Source organism: Duganella sp. AC237 (assembly GCF_979254035.1).
The window spans coordinates 6,877,001-6,896,269 of record NZ_CEEDEW010000003.1; the positions used below are offsets into that span (position 1 = coordinate 6,877,001).

Below are 19,269 nucleotides of genomic sequence, written 5' to 3' on the forward strand. Positions count from 1 at the left end.
CATCTCCCGCTTTCCACAGTAGAATGCTCGTGCCTGCGCATGCGCGCGAGGTTGTTTACCTCATATACCTCTAATACTGTCGCCCATGTCCAAGAGCCTGTTTCAAAAGCCTATCGAAATCAAGATTTCCACCGTTGTCGCCGTTTCCGCGATCCTGGCGACCGCCGACAGCATCGCTCTCGACGCCGCGCTGGCCGAAATGACGGGCGGCACCACCGACTTTTTTGAAGACGACCTGGCCGTGATCGACGTCGCCGCGCTGCCGGCCGGCTGCGATCCGATCGACTGGGCCGGCATCATCGCCCTGCTGAAAAAATACCGCTTGAATCCGGTCGCCGTGCGCAACGCGCCGCCATCCATGGCCGCCGAGATCGCCGCCCACGGACTGAGCCTGGAAACCGCGACCAAGCCGCGCGCCGACGAGGCCGACGCCCCCGCAGCCAAAGCCGCCGCCAAGGCAGCAACGGCGGCACCGGCCCCGGCCCCGGCCCCGGCCGCCAGCAAAGCGCCGGTCGCGGCGGCCACCGCCGCCGCTGCCACCGACAGCCTGCCCGGCAACGCCGGCGTCATGATCATCGACACCCCGGTGCGCGCCGGCCAGCGCATTTACGCGCGCGGCTGCGACCTGATCATCACGGCGGTCGTCAACAACGGCGCCGAAGTCATCGCCGACGGCAGCATTCACGTCTACAACACGCTGCACGGCCGCGCGCTGGCGGGCGCCTCGGGCAACCCCGACGCGCGCATCTTCGCGATGACCATGTCGCCGGAATTGGTGTCAATTGCCGGCGTTTACCGTACTTTTGAAGACGGTTTCCCCGCCGAGTTCGCGCGTTCCCCTGCGCAAATTCGCTTGGTCGGCGACCGAATCGATATACTATCTGTCAATTCCGCGAACCGCGCCTGAGTGGCCTGCTGTTCATCTCTCTGAAAAGGATTATTTGTGGCGAGAATCATTGTAGTGACGTCCGGCAAGGGCGGTGTCGGTAAGACGACTTCCAGCGCGAGCTTCTCCACCGGCCTGGCCATGCGCGGCCATAAGACCGCCGTCATCGACTTCGACGTCGGCCTGCGCAACCTGGACCTGATCATGGGCTGCGAACGCCGCGTGGTGTACGACCTGATCAACGTGATCAACAAGGAAGCGTCGCTGACCCAGGCGCTGATCAAGGACAAGCATTGCGACAACCTGTTCATCCTGCCGGCCTCGCAGACGCGCGACAAGGATGCGCTGTCGGAAGACGGCGTGGAAGTCGTGCTGCACGAGCTGATCAACATGGGCTTCGAGTTCATCATCTGCGATTCGCCGGCCGGCATCGAGCACGGCGCCTTGATGGCGCTGACGTTCGCCGACGAAGCGATCATCGTCACCAATCCGGAAGTGTCGTCGGTGCGCGATTCGGACCGCATCCTCGGCATCATCCAGGCCAAGTCGCGCCGCGCCCAGACCGGCGGCGAGCCGGTCAAGGAACATCTGCTGATCACCCGCTACTCGCCGAAACGCGTGGAAGCGGACGAAATGCTGTCGTACCAAGACGTGCAGGAAATTCTGCGCATTCCTTTGATCGGCATCATCCCGGAATCGGAATCGGTGCTGCACGCTTCAAACCAGGGTAACCCGGCCATTCACTTCAAGGGCACCGATGTCGCGGAAGCTTACGAAGACGTGGTGTCGCGCTTCCTCGGCCAGGAATTGCCGTTGCGCTTCGTCACTTATGAAAAGCCAGGCCTTCTGCAGCGTATTTTTGGGAGCAAGTGACCATGGCCCTGCTTTCTTTCCTGTTCCCGCAAAAACAGAAGACCGCGACGGCGGCCAAGGAGCGGTTGCAGATCATCATCGCGCGCGAGCGCAATGGCCGCAGCGGTCCGGATTTTCTGCCGGCGCTGCACAAGGAATTGATTGAGGTGATTTCGAAGTACACCAAGGTCAACGCCGACGACATCAAGATTTCGCTCGATCGCCAGGGCAACCTGGAAGTACTCGACGTCAACGTGGTGCTGCCGGACGCGTAAAAAAATGGCGGGCCCGACGGCCCGCCAACGTGTCGTCCGCGACACAATTAAGCCGGATGGGCCACCGCGCCGTCGTGCCCGACACCTGCCGTCACCAGCTTCGCCGCCACCTTGGCGCACGCTTCCACGTGCTGGTAGCCGATCTGCCGGAACGCGAAAAACCCTATCCCGGCCGCCGCCAGCTGGCCGGCCAGCGGCACCATCTTGCCGGCCTGGCGCGCGACCACTTTCATGCCGCTCCGGCGCAACAACTGCGTGACCACCTCGCGCGTGACCACCTTACCGATCAGCATGCCGCCGACGCCGATCGCCGCTTCATAGGCGATCAGCCTGAACCTGGGCTGCAGCTTCTCGATCTGCTCGTCGGACAAACCGAACTCGTGGTTGATGTCGTCGATCAGCTGCGCGAACAGGCGCATGTCCGACACCACGTCGAGGCCCGGAATCGGCACCGCCGCCACGCCGGCCGACACCATCGCGCGGCGCCGCACCAGTTTCCGGCAGCGTTCCCGCACCGCATCAATATCGCGCGCGGTGCCCGGAACCAGGGTCCAGTTTGTGTTTGTTTTGAGTCCCATAGCGGCTCCCGGATGAACTGAGGATTCTTTCCAAATTTCAACTTCTTCATTGAATTCGGGCTTTTTCCAGTGTACCGTGTAATAACCGAACGGGCGCGCACGATGAAAATATGCAACAAAATGCGTTGTCAAACGACAAACGTTAATGTCCCAAAAAAAATATTTAATCATTCTGCCAATTAATTTGTGAATCTCTGTTATATTTGACGTGACATCTCTTTAACATATATTTCCTACAGGCAGCAGTATGAGAATCGCCGTACTCGACAACGACCGCAGCCAGGCAGACTTGATCTGCCAGGTATTGACCTCCGCCGGCCACATTTGCCACAGCTTTCAGACCGCGAAAGACGTGCTGGCACAGCTGCGTAAAGACAGTTACGACATGCTCATACTCGACTGGCAGGTGGTCGATCTGACCGGTGCCGAAGTGATGCGCCGCGCTCGTGAAAAGCTGCCCGACAGCGCCCCCGTGCTGTTCCTCACGACCAGCTCCGGCGAGGACGATATCGTCGCCGGCCTGGCCGCCGGCGCCGACGATTACATGATCAAGCCGCTGCGCCGCAGCGAGATGGTCGCGCGCGTGCAAGCGCTGCTGCGCCGCGCCTATCCGGCCCAGAACGGCGCTGAACAATTGCAATTCGGTCAATACGTTTTCGAGACCCGGCCCGGCCGTTTGCTGATGGATGGCGTGGTGTTGGACGTCACCCACAAAGAGTTCTACCTCGCACTGTTATTTTTCCGCAACATCGGGCGGCCGCTGTCGCGCGCCTATATTCATGAAGCCGTGTGGATCCGCGAGACCGCCGTGCCGTCCCGCACCATGGACACCCACGTTTCGCGCGTGCGCAACAAATTACAGCTGAAGCCGGAAAACGGCTTCCGCCTGGTGCCGGTCTACAGCTACGGTTACCGTCTGGAAAAACTCGGCGCGGCCTGATCCTCCCGGCCGGACTGCTCCGAAGGCAAGGGCGGCTGCTATGGCTTTAGGCAGCTTCGGGGCAAGCTTCGGGGCAAGATACAGGTACATCACGGTATAATGTCCGCTAATCCATCGTCCGGACCCGAAATGCAGCTGCTTGCCGTCGGCCTCAACCACAACACCGCACCGGTCTCGCTTCGCGAGCAGCTGGCGTTCGCCCCTGACCAGCTCGGCCAGGCGGTGGTGGCGGCGCGTTCGTGGTTCGAGCGCATCGACCATCGCGGCAGCGACGAGGCGGCGATCCTGTCGACCTGCAACCGCACCGAGCTCTACGCGGCCAGCCAGGTGCCCGAGCCGCTCGACGCCGGCGCCCATTTTCTTGCCGATTTCCACAAGCTGAACTACGCCGAACTGCGTCCGCACCTGTATTTGTTGCCGCAGCACGACGCCGTGCGCCACACCTTCCGCGTCGCCTCCGGGCTCGATTCGATGGTGCTGGGCGAGACGCAGATCCTCGGCCAGATCAAGGACGCCATCCGCACCGCCGACGAAGCGGGCGGCCTGGGCACCTACCTGCACCAGCTGTTCCAGCGCAGCTTCTCGGTCGCCAAGGAGGTGCGCAGCACCACCGAGATCGGCGCGCACAGCGTGTCGATGGCCGCCGCCGCCGTGCGCCTGTCGCAGCGCATCTTCGACAAGATCTCCGAGCAGAACGTGTTGTTCATCGGCGCCGGCGAGATGATCGAATTGTGCGCCACCCACTTCGCGGCGCAGAATCCGAAAACCATCACCATCGCCAACCGCACCCTGGAACGCGGCGAGCTGCTGGCGCACCGCTACGGCGGCCGCGCGATCCGGCTGGCCGATTTGCAGGACAAGCTGCACCAGTACGACATCGTCATCTCCTGCACCGCCTCGTCGCTGCCGCTGATCGGCCTTGGCATGGTGGAGCGCGCGATAAAGGCGCGCCGCCACAAGCCGATGTTCATGGTCGATCTGGCGGTGCCGCGCGATATCGAGCCGGAGGTGTCGCGCCTGAACGACGCCTTCCTGTACACCGTCGACGATCTTGGTAAAGTCGTGCAGACCGGGATGGAAAACCGCCTGGCCGCCGTCGCGCAGGCCGAGGCGATCATCGAAACGCGGGTGCAGTCGTTCATGCACTGGATCGACGACCGCGCCGTGGTGCCGGTCATCCAAAGTTTGCAGGAAAACGGCGAGGCGCTGCGCCAGGTCGAACTGGAACGCGCCCGCAAGATGCTGGCCAAGGGCGAGGACATCGACGCCGTCCTCGAAGCCCTGTCCAAGGGCCTGACCGCGAAGTTCATGCACGGTCCGCAGCAGGCGCTGCACCGTGCCCAGGGCGACGAGCGCGCCCACCTGGCCGAGCTGCTGCCGCAGCTGTTCCGCGGCCGCCGTTAGCGCCCCCGCCACGCACCACAACGCCGATCGCGCCCGTCGCCGGTCGCACCTCGCGCCGCGTCCTCGCGGCATCCGCTTCACCCCTCACGGAATACCGAATACGCTATGAAACCATCCATGCTGTCCAAGCTCGATCAATTGGCCAACCGCCTGGTCGAACTCGATGAACTGCTGATGTCCGAGGGCGCCACCAGCAATATGGACGCCTACCGAAAAATGACCCGCGAGCACGCCGAACTCGGTCCGCTGGTCGCGCTCTACAACTCGTATCAGGAGGCGATCGGCGACGGCGCCGCCGCGCAGGAGATGCTGTCCGATCCGGAGATGAAGGAATTCGCGCAGGACGAAATCGAAGCGTCCAAGGCCCGCATGGCGGAACTGGAAATCGAGCTGCAGAAAATGCTGCTGCCGAAGGACGCCAACGACGAGCGCAACATCTTCCTCGAAATCCGCGCCGGCACCGGCGGCGACGAATCGGCCTTGTTCGCCGGCGACCTGCTGCGCATGTACACCCGCTTCGCCGAGCGCAATCGCTGGCAGGTGGAAGTGGTGTCGGAATCGGCGTCGGACCTGGGCGGCTACCGCGAGGTGATCGTGCGCCTGGTCGGCAACGGCGTCTACGCCAAGCTGAAGTTCGAATCCGGCGGCCACCGCGTGCAGCGCGTGCCGGCCACCGAAACGCAGGGCCGCATCCACACCTCCGCCTGCACCGTGGCGGTGATGCCGGAGGCGGACGAAGTCGAAGACGTCAACATCAACCCGGCCGACCTGCGCATCGACACCTTCCGCGCGTCCGGCGCCGGCGGTCAGCACATCAACAAGACCGATTCCGCCGTGCGCCTGACCCACTTGCCGACCGGGATCGTGGTCGAATGCCAGGACGACCGCTCGCAGCACAAGAACAAGGCGCAGGCGATGAAGGTGCTGGCGGCGCGCATCAAGGACGTGCAGCTGCGCGAGCAGCAATCGAAGGAAGCGGCCACCCGTAAGAGCCTGATCGGCTCGGGCGACCGCAGCGAGCGGATTCGCACTTACAACTTCCCGCAGGGCCGCATGACGGACCACCGCATCAACCTGACCTTGTACAAGCTCGATTTCATCATGGACGGCGACCTGACGGAGCTGACCAACGCGCTGGCGGCCGAACACCAGGCCGAGTTGCTGGCGGCGCTGGGCGATTAAGAGCCGCCTAAGCTCCGCTGTCGCCAATGTGCGAAAATCACGCGACCTACAAAACGGATAACAACATGAACCAGTCCCGCTCCCTGCTGCTGTTTATCGCCTTCGCCAGCTTCGGCGTGGTCGCCGTCGCCCTGTACCTGCAGCATGGCCTCGACATGCTTCCGTGTCCGCTGTGCGTGATCCAGCGCTACCTGTTCCTGGCGATCGGCATCGCGTCGCTGGTCGGCGCGTATATCAGCAAGCCGAAAATCGGCGCCGGCGTCGGCCTGCTGGCCGCGCTGGGCGGGCTGTATTACGCCGGCGACCACCTGTACGTGCTGGCCAACCCCGGCCTGTCGTGCGGCATCGACCCGATGGAGACCTTCCTCAACAAGATCCCCACCGCCACCTACCTGCCCTTCCTGTTCAGGGCCGACGGCCTGTGCGAAGACGCGCTGGCGCCGTGGTTCGGCCTGTCGATTCCGCAGTGGTCCTTCATCTGGTTCGCCTTCTTCGCCCTGGCGCTGGCGTGGGCACTGTTGCGACGTCCGCGCGCATGATCGACCGACTCGGCGCCATCGAGGCCGGCCTCACCGTCGGCGCGCTGCAAATCCAGTCGCTGCTCGACGCGCTGGACAACCGCATCCTGCTGTGCCACGCGCTGGGACTGAGCCGCGTCGGCCTGATCACCCAGTCCGAACGGGCGCTGGACGCCGACGAGGCGCAGCGCTTCGCCGCGCTGGTGCAGCGCCGCCTGGACGGCGAACCGATCGCCTACATCGTCGGCCAGCGGGAGTTTTTCGGCCTGCCGTTTGAAGTCGGCGGCGCCGTGCTGATACCGCGTCCCGACACCGAACTGCTGGTCGAGCTGACCCTGGAGCGGCTGCCGCCATCGGGCCGTGTGCTCGACATGGGCACCGGCAGCGGCGCCATCGCCGTCGCCCTGGCCCATACGCGGCGCGACGCCGACGTCACCGCCCTCGATGTCAGCGGCGAGGCGCTGGCCGTGGCGCGCCGCAACGCCGCCGCCAACGGCGCCCGCGTCGCCTTCCTGCAAAGCGACTGGTACGCGGCGCTGGAAGCAAGGCCGCCGTTCGACGTCATCGCCTCCAACCCGCCGTACATCGCCAGCGGCGACCGCCATCTGTCCGAGGGCGATCTACGCTACGAACCGGTGGGCGCGCTGACCGACCACGCCGACGGCCTGTCGGCGCTGCGCATCATCGTCGCCGGGGCCAGGGCACATTTGAAGCCACAAGGGTGGCTGCTGATGGAGCACGGCTACGACCAGTCGGCGGCGGTGCGACAGTTATTATCCGAACAAGGTTACACCGACGTGCAAAGCTGGACCGACCTGGCCGGCATCGAGCGCGTGACCGGTGCGCGGGCGCACTGACAGACGCCCCTCCCCCGGGATATGCTGGCTTTGCGCCACCTCCCCCACTATTTGATAAACTAGCAAGCGATCTTTGGTGATGGCCAACTTTTGGCCTTGCCGACGCGTTTGCCCGTTTTCGGTTAATCTCGCACCTCACAGTTTGTTTGATGCAACACGAAAGGAAGATCCAATTGTCCAATCTACTGACTCGCCGCCTGGCACTGCTGGCCAAGCCAGAGCACCGCGCGGTGCTCGGCGGCTTGCGTGGCATCGAGCGCGAAACCTTGCGGGTTGACCGGAGCGGCCATCTGGCCGCCACGCCGCATCCAGTGGCCGTGGGCTCGGCCCTGACGCATCCGCAAATCACCACCGATTATGCCGAGGCGCTGCTGGAGTTCATCACGCCGGCCGAAAAGGACATCGCCACCACCATCGAAAAACTCGACGGCATCCACCGCTACGCCTACAGCAAATTGGGCGACGAGCTGTTGTGGAGCCAGTCGATGCCATGCCAGCTGCCGGGCGAGGAAGACATCGAGATCGCCTGGTACGGCAGCTCCAATCTGGGCACGCTCAAACATGTGTACCGCCGCGGCCTGGCGCTACGCTACGGGAAAGCGATGCAGTGCATCGCCGGCATCCACTATAACTACTCGCTGGACGAACGCCTGTGGCGCGTGCTGGCGGAGAACGAACCGGCTGAAAAGCGCCTGTCGAAAAAGGGCTATCAGTCGGAAGCCTACCTGGCCACCATCCGCAACTTCCGCCGCTACAGCTGGCTGCTGATGTATTTGTTCGGCGCCTCGCCGGTGCTGTCGACCGGCTTCCTGCGCGGGCGTCCGCACAAGCTCGAAACGCTGTCCGAGGACACGCTGTACCTGCCCTACGCCACCAGCCTGCGCATGAGCGACCTCGGTTACCAGAACGACGCGCAGTCGGGTCTGAGCCCGCACGAGAACTGTTTGGACAGTTACGTCGCCGCGCTGACCAAGGCCGTCAACCAGCCGTACGCGCCTTACGCGGAACTGGGCACCAAGCGCGGTGACGAATGGATACAGCTCAGCACCAACGTGCTGCAGATCGAAAACGAGTACTACTCCACCATCCGCCCCAAGCGCGTGATCCAGACCGGCGAACGGCCGATCCAGGCGCTGTGCGCGCGCGGCGTGCAGTACATCGAAGTGCGCTGCATGGACGTCGACCCGTTCGAGCCGGTCGGCATCAGCGTCGAAGCGGGCCGCTTCCTCGACGCTTTCCTGCTGTTCTGCGCACTGGAGGAAAGCCCGAAGATCACGCCGGAGGAAAGCCTGCGCCACACGCGCAACTTCGCCCGCACCGTCAAGGAAGGCCGCCGTCCGGGCCTGACCCTGACCAACGACGACGGCGACATCGGCCTGCAAAGCTGGGGCGCCGACCTGCTCGAACGTATCCGTCCGGCGGCCGAGCTGCTCGACTCGCTGCGCGGCGACAGCGCGCATGCCAACGCGATCGCAGCGCAAGCGGCCAAGCTGGCCGACGCCAGCCTGACGCCGTCGGCCAAGGTGCTGGCGACCCTGCAAGCCAACGGCAAGTCGTTCGCCGCCTTCGGGCTGGCGCAGAGCGAAAAGCACGCCGCGTACTTCCGCAGCCATCCGCCGGGCGCCGACGAAGCGGCGTATTTCGACGGCCTGGCCGCCGCCTCGCTGGCCGAGCAGGCCGAGATGGAAGCCGCCCCGCAGAACAATTTCGACGATTACGTGGCCGCCTACCGGGCCAGCAATTTGTGCCACTCCACCGTCGACTGCGACTAACCAAACACCTTCGGGGCGCCCGTGCTCACCTTCTACAACGAGCTGCATGCCCAGCACCGGGGACGCTACGAGATGTTTCGCGGCGAGATGGTGCCGTGCTTCGAAAAGCCGGAGCGGGCCGACTCGGTGCTGGCGGAGCTGGGCCGGCGCGGCCTTGGCCGCATCGTCACGCCGCACGGCGTGCCGTTGATGTCGCTCGAGCGCATCCACACGCCGCGCTACCTGCACTTCCTGCGCACCGCGTGGAGCGAATGGCTGGCGCTCGACCCGGCCAACGCGCAGAAGGACGCCTTCCCCGCCGTCTGGCCGGTGCGCACGCTGCGCGCCGACATCGAGCCGGATAACTTCTGCGCCAAACTCGGTTTGTACTCGATGGACAGCGGCACGCCGCTGACGGCCGGCACCTGGACCGCCGCCAAGACCGGCGCGGACTGCGCGGTCAACGCGGCCCATGCGCTGCGGCTGGGCGAGCGCGGCGCCTTTGTGCTGAGCCGCCCGCCGGGCCACCACGCCGGCGCCGATTTCTTCGGCGGCTACTGCTTCCTGAACAACGCCGCGCTGGCCGCGCAGCACATGCTCGACGACGGCGCGAAGAAGGTCGCCATCATCGACATCGACTACCACCACGGCAACGGCACGCAGAGCATTTTCTATGGGCGCGACGACGTGCTGTTCGTGTCCATCCACGCCGATCCGCGCAGCGAGTATCCGTTTTATCTGGGGCATGCGGATGAACGGGGAGAAGGCGCGGGCCAGGGCTTCAATATGAATCTGCCGCTGGCGGCGGGCAGCTCGGTCAAGGCCTGGTTCACGGCGCTGGAGACGGCCTGCATCCGCATCGGCGGCTACGCGCCGGACGCGCTGGTGGTGTCGCTGGGCGTGGACACGTTCGCCGGCGATCCGCTGTCGCGCTTCGCGCTGCAAAGCGCGGATTATCTGAAAGTGGGCGAGCGCCTGGCCTATTTGGGCCTGCCGACCGCCTTCATCTTCGAAGGCGGCTATGCGGTCAAGGAGCTGGGCACCAACGTCGTCAACGTCCTCGAAGGCTACGAGACCGCACTCTAATCAATAGACATCGCGGCGATAGCGGCCTGTCTCGATCAGATCGTCGAGCGCGGCGCGGCCGATGATTTCCTCCAGCGCGGCTTCGACGCCGCCGGCCATGCCCTGCAAACTGCCGCAGACATACAGCACGGCGCCCTCGGCGATCCAGGCGCGCAAGGTGTCGGCTTTGGTGCGCATGCGGTCCTGCACATATTCGCCGCCGGAGACGTCGCGCGAGAACACCAGGTCCAGCTCCGGCAGGAAACCGCGCTCGCGGTAATCGCGCACCTCGTCGGCGCAGATGCTGTCGAACTCGCGCTGGCGCTCGCCGAAAATCAGCCAGTTGCGGCGCAAGCCGCCGCGCACGCGCGCGCGCAAATGCGAACGCAAACCGGCCATGCCGGAACCGTTGCCGATGTAAATGCTCGGCAGCGGCTGTGGATGCGCGTCGAACGACGGATTGGCCACCAGGCGCACGCGCACCGTGGCGCCAGGCGACGCTTGCGCCGTCAGCCAGCCGGAGGCCAGGCCCATGCCTTGCTCGTGGCGCACCTGGCGCACCAGCAACTGCATGCCGCCGTCGGACGGCAGCGACGCCAGCGAGTAGCGGCGCGGCGCGATGGCCTGGCGTTGCGCGTCGGTGGCCCCGGCCGGCGTGTAATGGCCCGGCCAAATGTCGACCAGCGCGCCCGGTTGCCAGTTGGCGGCCGCTTCGGCATCGCCGCCGCACAGCGTGATTTCGTACAGCCCATCGCCGACGCTGCCGGGGTTGAGCAGTTGGCGTTCCATCAGCGTCCAGTGGGTATAGTCCGATTCCGCCACCGCCGCCGACAGCGACACCTCGGCCGAATCGCCGCCGATCAATTCACGCAAGGTGTGCGACCAGCGCGCCAGGGCACCGGCGTCGCCGTTGTCGACTTCAATTATCGGATGCAGCGGCCGCGCGCCCATCACGCGCAGGCGTTGGTCCAAGGTCTGTCCGAAGCCGCAGAACTGCACGTAGTTGCGGTCGCCCAGCGCCAGCACCGCGTACTGCATGTGCGCCAGCTCCTCGGCCGCCGTTTGCAGCAGTCGGCTGAAGCGGCGCGCGCCGTCCGGCGGTTCGCCTTCGCCGAAGCTGCTGGCGACGAACAGCGCGCGCCGGTACTTGACCAGTTGCGGCGGCGTCAGTTTTTCCAGCGAGTGCACGTGGACCGGAACGCCGGCCTTCTGCAAGGCGGCCGCGCTTTGCAGCGCCAGGCGTTCGGCCTGGCCGGTCTGGCTGGCGTAGGCCATCAGGACCGGCTCCAGCGACGTATCGGCGACATTGGCGCCGGCCGTGGCCGCGAACTGCGCGCGCTCGGCCTGCGCGATGCGCTTCTGGCGGCGGCGGTTCAGGTACAGCATCCAGCCGGTGATCGCGAAGCCCGGCAGCGCCAGACTGGTAAGGAACATGAACAGACGACCGGGCAAGCCGAAATACGTCCCCAAATGCAGCGGATAAATCGTCGACTGCGCGCGCGTGCCGATCGCCATGTCGCGATACGGCTCGTTCTTGATCATGGCGCCGGTCTGCTGGTTGACCGACATGCGGCCGCGCGCGCGCACGTGCGGCGCGTCATTGGCCACCCATAGGATCTGGATCGGCTGCGTGGCGCGCTCCGGCGGCCGCAGGAAGGCCATCTTCCAGTCCGGCGCGGCCTGCTGGAAGGTCGCCCAGCTGGCGGTCAGGTCGGCCTGCGCGGCGGCGGCCTTCGGCGGCTTGACGCCTTTCGGCTTCGGCGCGGTCGCCACGCGCGGCGGACGGGTGGTGCCCAGCCAGCCGTCGACGGTATCGCGCACCACGTCGAAACTCCAGTACAGACCTGTCAGCGTGAAGACCACGTACGCCGCCAGTGCCCAGGTGCCAACCACCGAATGCAGGCCCCACAGGAAGGAGCGGCCTTTCAGGCGCGTGTCGAAGGTCAGCCAGGTGCGCCAGTCGAGCGCGCGGCGCGGCCAGCGCAGATACAGTCCGCTCAGCGATAGTCCCAGCAGGCAGATCGCCAGGATGCCCAGCACGATGCGGCCGACGTCGCGCGGCAGCAGCAGGTGGCGATGCAGCGACTCCACCCATTCGAAAGCCTCGTCGTAATGCAGCGGCGGCAGCAGCGCGCCGGTGTACGGATTGAGATAAATCGTTTCGCCATGCTCGGCGCCGGGCGCCGGCGCCATGGTCACGCGCGCGGTGGTACCCGGTTCGGTGTAGACGATGATGCCGGTGATGCGCGCGTCCGGATGCAGCAGCCTGGCCGCCTGCGCGATGTGCGGCGGCGCCAGCACCGGCGCCACCGGATCCACGGCAACGTGCATCACGCCCGGATTCAACAGGTCCAGTATCTCGTCGCGGAAGGCGAGGATGGCGCCGGTCAGCCCGATCAGTATCAGGATCGTGCCGGCCGTGATGCCGACAAACCAGTGCAGCTGGAACCAGAGCTTTTTCACAAGTCGACCTTCACGCCCAGTTTAATCAGGCGCGGCGCGCCGGAACTCAGGCGCGTGCCGGCGCCGGCCCAGTACTCCTTACCGCCCGCGTTTTCCACATTGAGCTGCACGCTGGTGCGCTTGCCCATGACCGTCGTCACATAACGGCCGCCGACGCTGAACAAGGTGGCGCCGCCGAGGAAAGCCTGATTCAGATCGTTGACCGGACGGCTGCCGGTATAGTACGCGCCGCCGTTGAACGACAGGCCGGGCACGGCGTCGAGTTCATACGACAGGAAGGCGCTGGCGGTGCGCTTGGCGGCGTTCTCCGGCAGCTTGCCGTTGTAGGCGGCGCCGATGTCGCGGAATTCCGGATCGATGAACTGGGCCGAGGTTTGCCACGACAGACGCGGCGTCAGCTTGCCCTGGGTCGACAGCTCCAGGCCACGGAAATGCTGCTCGCCGTCGGCGCTGTAGATGTTGGCGGTGTTGGTGTAGTAGCCCGGACGGTTGATCTCGAACAGCGACGCCTGCACCAGGGTGCCGCCGGCGCCGGGCATGCGCCAGCGCGCGCCCAGCTCCTTCTGGCGGCTCACGCCGGGCGCCAGGCGCTGGTTGGCGTTGGCGGTGCCGGTCGGCGCGGTCTCGCCCTCCTCCAGGCCCTGTGAGGCGGAGACATAGAACGATAGGTCGTCGGTATATTTGTAGATCAGCGCCGCCATCGGCGTGGTTTTGCTCACGTCGTAGTGGTTGGTGCCCTGGTCGCTCTTGTACTTCACGCTGCGCACGCCGGCGACGGCCTGCCAGTGAGGTGAAAAGGTCATGCGGTCGATCGCGTAGGCGCCCGAGTCGCGCGTCTCCAGGCCTGCGGTGGTCGGCGTGGTCGAATAGGCGCTGACGGTGTAGCTGGTGACCGGCGTCGGATTGTACAAATTCTGCGACGGGATCGTGAAGGTGGCTTGATAGATCGGGTCCTGTCCCTTGTCGGTGCGGTTCACGCCCAAGGTGACGTCATGCTTGACCGGGCCGGTGGCGACGGTGCCCGCCAGTTCGGCGCGCAGCATGGTCGAATCGAGCACGCTGTGTTGCAGGTTGCCGGTGATGCGGCCGGCACCCGTGGCGATGGCGGCGTTGTTCGTGAAGCGGAAGATCGGCAGCGCGCGGTCGCGCGCCGTTTCCGAGTGGCCGCCTTCGACGGTCAGCGCCCAGTTGTCGCTCAGCGCATAGTCGGCGCGCAGCAGCGCGTTCTTGGTCTCGGTCTCGAACTTGGCCCAGTCGGGACCGACCAGGCGCTTCGGATCGACGGTGCGCGGCAGGGTGATGACGCCATTGACGGCGGTCGGCAGGGTGATGCCCACCTGTTCGGTGACGCGGCGCTTGTCGTATTCCAGGTCGGCCGCCAGGCGCAGGCGGGCGTTGACGCGCCAGTCCAGCGCCGCCGAAATGAAACGGCGGTTGCCGTTGCCGACATCGTCCAGATAACTGGCCAGGGTGCCGCCGGCGGCGTTGATGCGCACGCCGACCTGCTGCTGCTCGCCGAAGCGGCGCGCGACGTCGGCGGTGGCCACCGCCGTGCCGTTATGGTCGACCGTCATGCCCACCGCGGTCACCGGCGTGGCGCCGGCGCGCTTGGTGACGAAGTTGACCACCCCGGCCGGCGACGTGAAGCCGTAGTACAAGGCGGTGGCGCCCTTCAATACTTCGACACGCTCCTTGTCCTCCATCGGCACCTGGCCGAAATTCATGATCGGCAGCGAACCGTTGAGGCGATAGTTGGTGCGGTTTTCCACCGCGATGCCGCGTATGACCAATTGATCCCAAGTCTCGCCGCCGTTTTGCTGGCGCGTGACGCCGGCCGTGTTGCGCAGCGCGTCGTACAAGCCGCCGGCCGCCTGCAGCTCCAGCACTTCGCGCGTGACGACGTTGACGGTCGACGGCACTTCCATGATGTCTGCGCCCCGGAAGCTGCCCGCTTCCACCGTCGTCGGCACGAAGCCGTCGGCCCGCGCGGCCGTCACTTTGACGGTCTGCAGGATTTTTTCATCGGTCTCCTGCGACAGCGCGGCCGATGGAAAAGCGGCGCACAGCGCGAGGTAGACCGGAACGTGACGAAGCTGGGACATGAGTGGACAAGAAGGCATCAAATTGAAAGGATGCCGTCATTTTACTAGATAATGAGAATGATTATCAATTCCCGTTATCCGCTGCCCTATTTCCCCGCAGCCTCCGCCGCCAGCGTTTTATTTAGCCGCTCGGTGCCCGCCTGCGCATAATCGCGGCATGCCTGGCGGTCGATAAAGGCCGCGTTGCCCAGTGTGGCCTGTTTGGCCTGACGCTCGAACAGGCCGGATACCCCCGGATGCGCCGACACCAGGATGTCGCAGTCCAGCCCCGCGACCGTGGCGATCGATCTTTTGATATCGGCCAGCGCGGTCGGATACGTCTTGGAATCGCTGTAGCGGAACGGCTTGGCGGCGAACGCGTTCAGGCTGTCCGCATAGACCATGGCCGCGCTCTTGCCGTTTTCGGTCGAGCGCCAGGTCCAGCTGACGCCACCCTGCGTGTGGCCAGGCGTGTAGCGCGCCGTCACCGCCAACGGTCCGAGCTTGACCACTTCGCCATCGGCCACGGCGCGCGTGTTGGCGACCGGCGTCATCGCCGACAGGTCGCCGTATTGCGGATCGCCCTTGCTCGGCTGGCCGCTGCGCAGCACCTGTTCTCCCTGCACGCTGGCCAGCACGGTCGCGCCGGACAATTTTTGCAATGCGCTGATGCCGCCTGCGTGGTCGAAGTGATCGTGCGAGTTGAGGATGAACTTGATGTCCTCCATTTTGAATCCCAACTGGCGGATATGCTGGGCGATCATCGGCGCCGATTCGGGGCTGCCGCCGTCGATCAGGATGTGTCCCTGCGGCGACGTGATCAACACGGCGCTCAGGCCGCGCGTGCCGACGTAATAAGTGTCGCCGAACACGGCGAAAGGCTCCTGCGGATCGTTCCAGTCCTCGGCCATGGCCGGCGCTGCGAACAAACCCGCGGCCAAGGCGGCGGGCAACCCCGCCGACAGCATCAAACGTTTCATACCTTGCATTGTCATTCCTTGGTTGGATAAAGCTTGTCCAGGCGCGCGGGAAGCTCGCGCAGCACGGCGGCGCGGGCGCGGGGACCGCCGCCGGCGCCGTCCTGCGTGTGGTCCAGCACCAGATGCGCGAACACCACGGTGCGGTCGCCCTTGCTGGCCCAGCCGACATACCAGCCGTACTGCTGCTCGATGGGGCCGCCATCGTCGACCCGCACCGGCCCGGCAGTCCCGGTCTTGCCCTGGACGGTCCAGCCGTTCGACAGCGTCACCGGCGCCATGATCCGCGACGTCATCTCATAGGCCCGCGGCGACAGCGGCAGCTCGCGCCGCACCATCTTGCGCAGGAAGGCCACCTGCTCGACCGGCGAGATTTTCAGGCTCGAGCCGACCCAGGACAGCGACAGGCCGTTGTCCTTGCCGGCGTCGCCGGAGACATCGCGGTTGCCGTAATCGAAGCCGTCGATGTAGCGCCGGAAGCGCTCCATTCCCAGCGCCGCCGTCACCTGCTGGGCGAACCACAGCACCGAATTCTTGAACCAGAGCGTGGGGTCGGTGTCCTGCCGCCACGATTCGTTGTAGTCGGTGTAACCGGCCTTGAACGGCATCATCGGCGTGTGGGTGTCGGTCAGGATGCCGCTGTCGTAGCCCATCAGGCTGACCACGATATTGAACGTCGACGCCGGCGTCACGCGTTCGTCGCAATGGCCTTCCTTCGCCAGCGTGGCGCCGCTGGCCGCATCGGCCATCGTCAGGCAGCTGAACGGCTGGCGCGAGGCGGCCGACGCAGCCGATAATGGCTCGATGCGCCACGCCAGCGCCGGCTGGAACGCCAGGGTGCCGGCGAAGATGCCGGCCAGCCCGGCCAGCGCCCCAAGCCGCAACCACAGCGAGCGCCCGGCGCCGGACGGCGCGCGTATCAAACCGATGCGGGCCGCCAGCAGCCGCGCGCCGGCGCCGCCGAACGCCAGCGCCGTCTCGACGCCGGCCCCTTGCATCTTCAACTGCGCCAGCAGCGCCGCCGCGTAAGCCTTGCGCTGGGCCGGCGGACGGCCGCGCAGCACCTCGCGGTCGCAGCCCAGCTCCTGCGCCCACGACAGCCGCGCGCGCAGCAAGCGCATGAAGGGATTGAACCAGAACAGCGTTTGCAGCAGCAGGCCCGCGCCCATCCATTGCAGGTCGCGCCGGCGCAAATGCGTCACCTCGTGCTCGATCATCATCTGCCGCTGCAAGGGGTCGAAGCCGCGCAGATGCCGGGGCAGCAGCAGGCGGGCGCGGAAAAATCCGTACAACATCGGCGAGATCGGCGCATCCACCTCGATCACTTCGGCGCCACCCGCCAAGGTGCCGGGCACCTGGCTGCCCGACACCGACAGCCCGCGCAGGAACCGTCCGGCGTTCAGTAGCCGCCACGCCGCATGGACCAGTCCCGACAAATACACCGCCAGCCAGGCGATGGCGCCGAGGGCCAGCCAGGAGCGTCCCGCCGGCCGCGTATCCGCGCTCCACTCGGCCCCCGCCGCGGCCAGTGGCGACGCGGCTTTGTCCGGCGCGGGCGCGGCGGCGACGGCCGGATTCGGCAATTCGATCTGCGGCACCACGCTCAGCCGTTCGCTGTGCGGCAGCAGCACCACCAGGAACGCGGCGGCGATGGTGACCTGGCCCAGCAGCCAGACCGACCGTTGCGACGCCAGCGCCGGCAGGCGCCGGCTCAACCCCGACAGCAGCGCCCACACGCCCAGCCCGGCGGCCAGGCAGCCGGCGCACGCCAGCAGGAAGCGGTAAATCAGCAGATCGTCGAAGCTCATGGCGCCGCGTCCGGCTCGTCGGGCCAGTCCTTCAACAGTTGTTCGAGCTGCGCCAATTCGTCATCGTCGACCAGCTTGCTGCCGGTGAACATATTCACCGGCAAGGGACCGTCCATCTCCATCACCCGCTGGCCGAAATCGCGGGCGAACGCGGCCAACGTGCCGACTTTCTCCAGCACCGCCGTATAGACTTGCACCCCGTGCACGGTGTGCTGGCCCACCGAACCCTTGTCGAGCATGCGCTCGAGCGTCTTGCGGGTCGACGAGAAGGACCAGCCGAGCTCGCCTTCTATGTGCTGGTGGATTTCGCGCGCGCTCAGCGGCTGCTGCTTCCACAGCGCTTTGAGCACGGTCAGTTCGGTGATGGATGGAATGGTCATGGCGGCCCTTTGTGACGATTGCCCTCATTGTGCGACATTCGTCACATACCGGTCAATACGCAGAAATATAAAATTTTTCATTAAAATCGCTTGCTATTAGATTGCGTACTATGTATAGTTCTCACATCGGCGCTGCAAACAGCAGCGAAGCGTAGTAGATTAGCAAGCTGTCGCGATGGGTGATAGATAGCTAGCGATTAGATAGTTTGTTATATTTGTAGTCCACTATTTGCACTTCAACTTAACTGAAAAGGAATTCATCATGTCGATCGAAAAAGTACTGTACCGCGCCACCGCAAAAGCCACCGGCGGCCGTGAAGGCAAAGCCGTCTCCTCCGACGGCGTGCTGGACGTCAAGCTGACCACCCCGAAAGAACTGGGCGGCGCCGGCGCCGTCGGCACCAACCCTGAACAACTGTTCGCGGCCGGCTACTCGGCATGCTTCCTGGGCGCGCTCAAATTCGTCAGCGGCCGCGACAAGATCGCCCTGCCGGCGGACGTCTCGATCGAAGGCACGGTCGGCATCGGCGCCATCCCGACCGGTTTCGGCATCGAAGCGGAACTGAAAATCTCGCTGCCGGGCCTGGACCGTGAAAGCGCGCAAAAGCTGGTCGACGCCGCCCACATCGTGTGCCCTTACTCGAACGCCACCCGTGGCAACATCGACGTCACCCTGACCATCCTGTAATCGCCGCGTTCAGCGATTGACGGTCCCGAGGCCGGCGCCCACCAGCGCCGGCCTTCTGCATTACAATCGTCGTTCATCCCCTACAGAGATACGCAATGATTGAATGGCATTGGCTGGGCTTTGACGACATACCCCGCAACGACTGGTACGAGGTGCTGCGCCAGCGCCAGGACGTGTTCATCCTCGAGCAAACCTGTTTGTATCCCGATATCGACGGCTACGATTTGGACAGCCACCACCTGATGGCGTGGCGCGAGATCGATGGCAAGCGCACCCTGGTCGCCTATCTGCGCTGCCTGCCGCCCGGCTTGAAGTACGACGAGATGTCGCTGGGCCGCGTGCTGACCACGCGCGCCGCGCGCGGCAGCGGCATCGGCCGCGAGCTGCTGGCCAAGGCCATTCCGCTTGCGGAGGCGCTGCATCCCGGCCACCGGTTCCGCATCGGCGCGCAGGCGCACCTGGAAAAATTCTACGCCGGCTTTGGCTTCCAGACCGTCACCGAACCGTATGACGAAGACGGCATCATGCACATCGATATGGTGCGCTAAGGTTTGTTAACCTGCG

The 19,269-nt window shown here is 65.2% G+C and carries 18 protein-coding genes; 12 read left to right on the top strand and 6 right to left on the bottom strand.

What is annotated here, in order from left to right; genetic code table 11:
• Positions 1-85: 85 nt before the first annotated feature.
• Genes minC through minE form a run of 3 tightly spaced genes read left to right on the top strand, consistent with a single transcriptional unit; the run spans position 86 to position 2,013 of the window.
• Positions 86-907 (top strand): septum site-determining protein MinC, encoded by an 822-nt coding sequence (minC, locus tag AC0IYS_RS30360; RefSeq protein WP_471708675.1) that lies wholly within the window; start codon positions 86-88, stop codon positions 905-907.
• Positions 908-943: 36 nt separating this feature from the next.
• Entirely contained in the window at positions 944-1,759 is an 816-nt protein-coding gene (gene minD, locus AC0IYS_RS30365; protein WP_471708676.1) for a septum site-determining protein MinD, read from the top strand.
• A gap of 2 nt (positions 1,760-1,761) precedes the next feature.
• Positions 1,762-2,013 carry a cell division topological specificity factor MinE gene (gene minE, locus AC0IYS_RS30370; RefSeq protein WP_090323978.1) on the top strand — a complete coding sequence of 84 codons (252 nt, stop codon included), beginning with the start codon at positions 1,762-1,764 and terminating at the stop codon, positions 2,011-2,013.
• A gap of 47 nt (positions 2,014-2,060) precedes the next feature.
• On the opposite strand, the gene AC0IYS_RS30375 is transcribed toward minE, so the two are convergent.
• A complete protein-coding gene (locus AC0IYS_RS30375) occupies positions 2,061-2,591 on the bottom strand; it encodes a hypothetical protein (protein WP_471708677.1) in 531 nt (176 codons plus the stop codon).
• A 247-nt stretch (positions 2,592-2,838) separates the two neighbouring features.
• Here AC0IYS_RS30375 and AC0IYS_RS30380 point away from each other — a divergent pair, with 247 nt between their 5' ends.
• The 7 genes from AC0IYS_RS30380 (at position 2,839) to AC0IYS_RS30410 (ending at position 10,329) form a co-directional block, all read left to right on the top strand.
• On the top strand, positions 2,839-3,531 hold the full coding sequence (locus tag AC0IYS_RS30380) for a response regulator transcription factor (RefSeq protein ID WP_090323982.1): 693 nt from the start codon (positions 2,839-2,841) through the stop codon (positions 3,529-3,531).
• Positions 3,532-3,660: 129 nt separating this feature from the next.
• The gene (gene hemA, locus AC0IYS_RS30385) at positions 3,661-4,935 is read left to right on the top strand and encodes a glutamyl-tRNA reductase (RefSeq protein ID WP_471708678.1); all 1,275 of its coding nucleotides are present in this window, start codon (positions 3,661-3,663) and stop codon (positions 4,933-4,935) included.
• 105 nt (positions 4,936-5,040) lie between these two features.
• On the top strand, positions 5,041-6,117 hold the full coding sequence (gene prfA / locus AC0IYS_RS30390) for a peptide chain release factor 1 (RefSeq protein ID WP_471708679.1): 1,077 nt from the start codon (positions 5,041-5,043) through the stop codon (positions 6,115-6,117).
• 65 nt (positions 6,118-6,182) lie between these two features.
• A complete protein-coding gene (locus AC0IYS_RS30395; RefSeq protein WP_471708680.1) occupies positions 6,183-6,656 on the top strand; it encodes a disulfide bond formation protein B in 474 nt (157 codons plus the stop codon).
• Positions 6,653-7,492 (top strand): peptide chain release factor N(5)-glutamine methyltransferase, encoded by an 840-nt coding sequence (gene prmC / locus AC0IYS_RS30400; RefSeq protein ID WP_471708681.1) that lies wholly within the window; start codon positions 6,653-6,655, stop codon positions 7,490-7,492. Before AC0IYS_RS30395 ends, prmC begins: the two co-directional genes overlap by 4 nt.
• Before the next feature lie 173 nt (positions 7,493-7,665).
• On the top strand, positions 7,666-9,264 hold the full coding sequence (gshA, locus tag AC0IYS_RS30405) for a glutamate--cysteine ligase (RefSeq protein WP_471708682.1): 1,599 nt from the start codon (positions 7,666-7,668) through the stop codon (positions 9,262-9,264).
• A gap of 21 nt (positions 9,265-9,285) precedes the next feature.
• Positions 9,286-10,329, top strand: coding sequence for a histone deacetylase family protein (locus AC0IYS_RS30410; protein WP_471708683.1), 1,044 nt, complete (start codon positions 9,286-9,288; stop codon positions 10,327-10,329).
• Here AC0IYS_RS30410 and AC0IYS_RS30415 read toward each other — a convergent pair whose 3' ends face one another.
• The 5 genes from AC0IYS_RS30415 to AC0IYS_RS30435 all read right to left on the bottom strand — a co-directional run bounded on the left by AC0IYS_RS30415 (position 10,330) and on the right by AC0IYS_RS30435 (position 18,017).
• Positions 10,330-12,771, bottom strand: coding sequence for a PepSY domain-containing protein (locus tag AC0IYS_RS30415; protein WP_471708684.1), 2,442 nt, complete (start codon positions 12,769-12,771; stop codon positions 10,330-10,332).
• On the bottom strand, positions 12,768-14,873 hold the full coding sequence (locus tag AC0IYS_RS30420) for a TonB-dependent siderophore receptor (RefSeq protein ID WP_471708685.1): 2,106 nt from the start codon (positions 14,871-14,873) through the stop codon (positions 12,768-12,770). Before AC0IYS_RS30420 ends, AC0IYS_RS30415 begins: the two co-directional genes overlap by 4 nt.
• 86 nt (positions 14,874-14,959) lie before the next feature.
• Complete coding sequence (bla, locus tag AC0IYS_RS30425; RefSeq protein WP_471708686.1) at positions 14,960-15,841, bottom strand: subclass B3 metallo-beta-lactamase; 882 nt, start codon at positions 15,839-15,841, stop codon at positions 14,960-14,962.
• A 2-nt stretch (positions 15,842-15,843) separates the two neighbouring features.
• Entirely contained in the window at positions 15,844-17,637 is a 1,794-nt protein-coding gene (blaOXA, locus tag AC0IYS_RS30430) for a class D beta-lactamase (RefSeq protein ID WP_471708687.1), read from the bottom strand.
• Positions 17,634-18,017 carry a BlaI/MecI/CopY family transcriptional regulator gene (locus AC0IYS_RS30435; RefSeq protein ID WP_471708688.1) on the bottom strand — a complete coding sequence of 128 codons (384 nt, stop codon included), beginning with the start codon at positions 18,015-18,017 and terminating at the stop codon, positions 17,634-17,636. Before AC0IYS_RS30435 ends, blaOXA begins: the two co-directional genes overlap by 4 nt.
• A 262-nt stretch (positions 18,018-18,279) precedes the next feature.
• Between AC0IYS_RS30435 and AC0IYS_RS30440 the strand changes: the two genes are divergently transcribed.
• Together AC0IYS_RS30440 and AC0IYS_RS30445 are read left to right on the top strand one after the other, a co-directional pair.
• Positions 18,280-18,705 carry an organic hydroperoxide resistance protein gene (locus AC0IYS_RS30440; RefSeq protein WP_471708689.1) on the top strand — a complete coding sequence of 142 codons (426 nt, stop codon included), beginning with the start codon at positions 18,280-18,282 and terminating at the stop codon, positions 18,703-18,705.
• A 95-nt stretch (positions 18,706-18,800) separates the two neighbouring features.
• On the top strand, positions 18,801-19,253 hold the full coding sequence (locus AC0IYS_RS30445) for a GNAT family N-acetyltransferase (RefSeq protein ID WP_471708690.1): 453 nt from the start codon (positions 18,801-18,803) through the stop codon (positions 19,251-19,253).
• Positions 19,254-19,269 lie beyond the last annotated feature (16 nt).

Bases quoted from the DNA above. Each gene is read 5' to 3' on its own strand.
- AC0IYS_RS30435 (WP_471708688.1), bottom strand. From the start codon at position 18,017: ATGACCATTCCATCCATCACCGAACTGACCGTGCTCAAAGCGCTGTGG.
- AC0IYS_RS30440 (WP_471708689.1), top strand. From the start codon at position 18,280: ATGTCGATCGAAAAAGTACTGTACCGCGCCACCGCAAAAGCCACCGGC.
- hemA (WP_471708678.1), top strand. From the start codon at position 3,661: ATGCAGCTGCTTGCCGTCGGCCTCAACCACAACACCGCACCGGTCTCG.
- AC0IYS_RS30420 (WP_471708685.1), bottom strand. From the start codon at position 14,873: ATGTCCCAGCTTCGTCACGTTCCGGTCTACCTCGCGCTGTGCGCCGCT.
- bla (WP_471708686.1), bottom strand. From the start codon at position 15,841: ATGCAAGGTATGAAACGTTTGATGCTGTCGGCGGGGTTGCCCGCCGCC.
- AC0IYS_RS30375 (WP_471708677.1), bottom strand. From the start codon at position 2,591: ATGGGACTCAAAACAAACACAAACTGGACCCTGGTTCCGGGCACCGCG.
- blaOXA (WP_471708687.1), bottom strand. From the start codon at position 17,637: ATGAGCTTCGACGATCTGCTGATTTACCGCTTCCTGCTGGCGTGCGCC.
- prfA (WP_471708679.1), top strand. From the start codon at position 5,041: ATGAAACCATCCATGCTGTCCAAGCTCGATCAATTGGCCAACCGCCTG.
- prmC (WP_471708681.1), top strand. From the start codon at position 6,653: ATGATCGACCGACTCGGCGCCATCGAGGCCGGCCTCACCGTCGGCGCG.
- minE (WP_090323978.1), top strand. From the start codon at position 1,762: ATGGCCCTGCTTTCTTTCCTGTTCCCGCAAAAACAGAAGACCGCGACG.
- minC (WP_471708675.1), top strand. From the start codon at position 86: ATGTCCAAGAGCCTGTTTCAAAAGCCTATCGAAATCAAGATTTCCACC.
- AC0IYS_RS30445 (WP_471708690.1), top strand. From the start codon at position 18,801: ATGATTGAATGGCATTGGCTGGGCTTTGACGACATACCCCGCAACGAC.
- AC0IYS_RS30380 (WP_090323982.1), top strand. From the start codon at position 2,839: ATGAGAATCGCCGTACTCGACAACGACCGCAGCCAGGCAGACTTGATC.
- AC0IYS_RS30395 (WP_471708680.1), top strand. From the start codon at position 6,183: ATGAACCAGTCCCGCTCCCTGCTGCTGTTTATCGCCTTCGCCAGCTTC.